The organism is Mycobacterium sp., assembly GCF_032161845.1.
Classification (GTDB): Bacteria; Actinomycetota; Actinomycetes; order Mycobacteriales; family Mycobacteriaceae; genus Mycobacterium.
This window is the reverse complement of sequence record NZ_JAVRQA010000165.1, coordinates 1-2,637: the sequence shown is the minus strand read 5'-3', so window position 1 is coordinate 2,637 and position 2,637 is coordinate 1. Positions and strand designations below refer to the sequence as shown.

2 protein-coding genes and 1 pseudogene are annotated in these 2,637 nt (G+C 66.9%); all 3 read right to left on the bottom strand.

Annotation, left to right across the window (positions count from 1 at the left end):
- Window positions 1–221, bottom strand: a pseudogene (locus QOD90_RS09480) (pseudouridine synthase); the annotation flags it as partial.
- A complete protein-coding gene (locus QOD90_RS09475) occupies window positions 218–1,969 on the bottom strand; it encodes a glycerol-3-phosphate dehydrogenase/oxidase (RefSeq protein ID WP_526348961.1) in 1,752 nt (583 codons plus the stop codon). The gene QOD90_RS09475 and the pseudogene QOD90_RS09480, both read right to left, overlap by 4 nt.
- Before the next feature lie 80 nt (window positions 1,970–2,049).
- Window positions 2,050–2,637 (bottom strand): oxidoreductase dimerization domain-containing protein (locus QOD90_RS09470; protein WP_526348959.1); only part of this gene is annotated, 588 nt, incomplete at its 5' end.

The window sequence follows — 2,637 nt, the reverse complement described above, 5'->3', positions numbered from 1 at the left end:
TCGGGCAGGTCACGGTAGAGGTAGACGTGCGCGTTGGGGGGAAGGATCGTCGATGCATCAACGACGGTTCCGTCGGCGCAGACCACTTCTCCGGCAAGGACTTTCCTAGCAGCATCCGCGCCGAACCGGTCCGCCAACTCGACGAGCACCGCACCACCGCGCAACCGCACTCGCGCCGGCCCAAGGCCGTCACGCACCGGCAGCGGCGCAGGGCGCCTCACGTCAAGGGCACCGGCTCGAGGATTTCGGCACGCGCCTCGGGGGCAGCCGCGCGCAACGCATCGGCAGACTCGTCATCGGGCTGAGTCTGCGACAGCACCTCGGCTTCGACCCGGGCTCGATAGGTCGTCACCTCGCGGTCGACGTCCTCGGCGCTCCAACCAAGCACGGGGGCAACGACTTCGGCGACCTCACGCGCACAGTCGACCCCGCGGTGCGGATACTCGATCGAGATGCGCATCCGCCGCGACAGGATGTCCTCGAGATGCAGCGCCCCCTCCGCGGCCGCGGCGTAATACGCCTCGACCTTCAGGTAAACCGGCGCTTCGGTGATGGGCGTCAACAACTCTGGACGTCCCTCGGCCATCGCCAACACCTCGCCGATCAGCGATCCGTAACGGTCCAGCAGATGCCGAACCCGGTACGGGTGCAAGTTGTAGTGCGCGCCGACGTGTTCGGTCTGGTTGATCAGGGCAAAGTAGCCGTCGGCGCCCATGAGCGGCACCTTCTCGGTGATCGACGTCGCCACCCTGGTCGGGATGAACACGCTGGCCGCGTCGATGGCGTCTTGGCCCATCACCCGATAGGTCGTGTACTTGCCGCCGGCGATCGCGACGAGACCCGGCGATGGCGTCGCCACGGCGTGCTCGCGCGACAGCTTGGAGGTTTCTTCGCTCTCCCCGGCCAGCAGCGGCCGAAGGCCCGCGTACACGCCGTCGATGTCGTCATGGTTCAACGGCGTGGCCAAGACGGTGTTGACCGTCTCCAGGATGTAGTCGATGTCGGCCTTGGTGGCAGCGGGGTGCGCCAGGTCCAGGTTCCAGTCGGTGTCGGTCGTGCCGATGATCCAGTGCGTACCCCACGGAATGACGAAGAGCACCGACTTCGCGGTCCGCAGGATGATCGCCACTTCGCTGACGATGCGGTCGCGGGGCACCACGATGTGAACGCCCTTGGACGCCCGCACGCGGAACCGACCACGCTCCTTGGACAGGGCTTGGATCTCATCGGTCCAGACGCCGGTGGCGTTGACGACGACGTGCCCGCGAACCTCGGTGACCGCGCCGTCCTCGGAGTCGCGCACCCGCACGCCCGTCACCCGGTCACCCTCGCGCAGCAACGACACCACCTGTGTCGAAGTCCGCACCACCGCGCCGTAGTGGGCTGCCGTGCGGGCCACCGTCATGGTATGCCTGGCGTCGTCGACCACCGTGTCGTAATAGCGGATTCCACCGATCAACGAACTGCGCTTCAGCCCAGGTGCCAATCTCAGCGCACCGGCCTTGAGCAAGTGCTTTTGCGCGGGAACCGATTTCGCGCCGCCCAGTTGGTCGTAGAGGAAGATGCCTGCCGCCACGTAGGGCCGCTCCCACAGTCGCTTGGTCAGTGGAAATAGGAACGGCAAGGGCTTGACCAGGTGGGGTGCCAGCGTCGTCAGGGACAGTTCGCGTTCGTGCAGTGCCTCGCGGACGAGCCCGAACTCGAGTTGCTCGAGGTAGCGAAGGCCGCCGTGGAACATCTTCGACGACCTGCTCGAGGTGCCGGACGCGAAGTCGCGCGCTTCGACGAGCGCCACCTTGAGGCCGCGGGTGGCGGCATCGAGCGCTGCCCCCGCGCCGACGACCCCGCCGCCGATGACGACGACGTCGAATTGCTCGTTGCCAAGGCGTTCCCAGGCCTGGGCGCGCCCTTCGGGGCCGAGAAGGGTCTGCCCGTTGCCCGGGCCGGGGATGGCGGCAACCGGGCCGATGGTTCGCTCGCGAGCGTCGCTCACAACCAAGGACTCCTTGTTACTCGTCGGTAGGCGGACGGGTTCGAGCCTACGTGGCCCTAGTCCAAATCGTCGTGCGCCATCAAGCGACGAGCGGCCTCGACCGTCGATCCAGACAGTGACGGGTATACCGATAGCGTCTGGGCAAGGTCCGTGACCGAGATCCTGTTCTGCACCGCCAGCGCGATAGGCAGGATCAATTCGGAGGCGATCGGCGCGACGACCACCCCACCGATGACGACTCCGGTCGCCGGTCGGCAGAAGATCTTGACGAAGCCGCGGCGCAGCAGCGACATCTTGGCTCTGGCGTTGGTGGTCAGCGGCAGCATCAGCGTGCGCGCGGGCACCGTCCCGTTGTCGATAGCGGTCTGCGGTACGCCGACGGCGGCGATCTCGGGGCGGGTGAAGACAGCGGCGGCAACGGTGCGCAGGCGAATGGGCGACACTCCCTCACCGAGCGCGTGATACATCGCGATGCGGCCCTGCATGGCGGCCACCGACGCCAGTGGCAGGAGTCCGGTGCAGTCGCCGGCGGCGTATATGCCGGCCGCAGAGGTACGCGAAACGCGATCCACTGCAAGGTAATTGCCACTTCCCAGCTCGATGCCGACCTTCTCGAGGCCGAGGTTCTCGGTGTTGGGCACCGA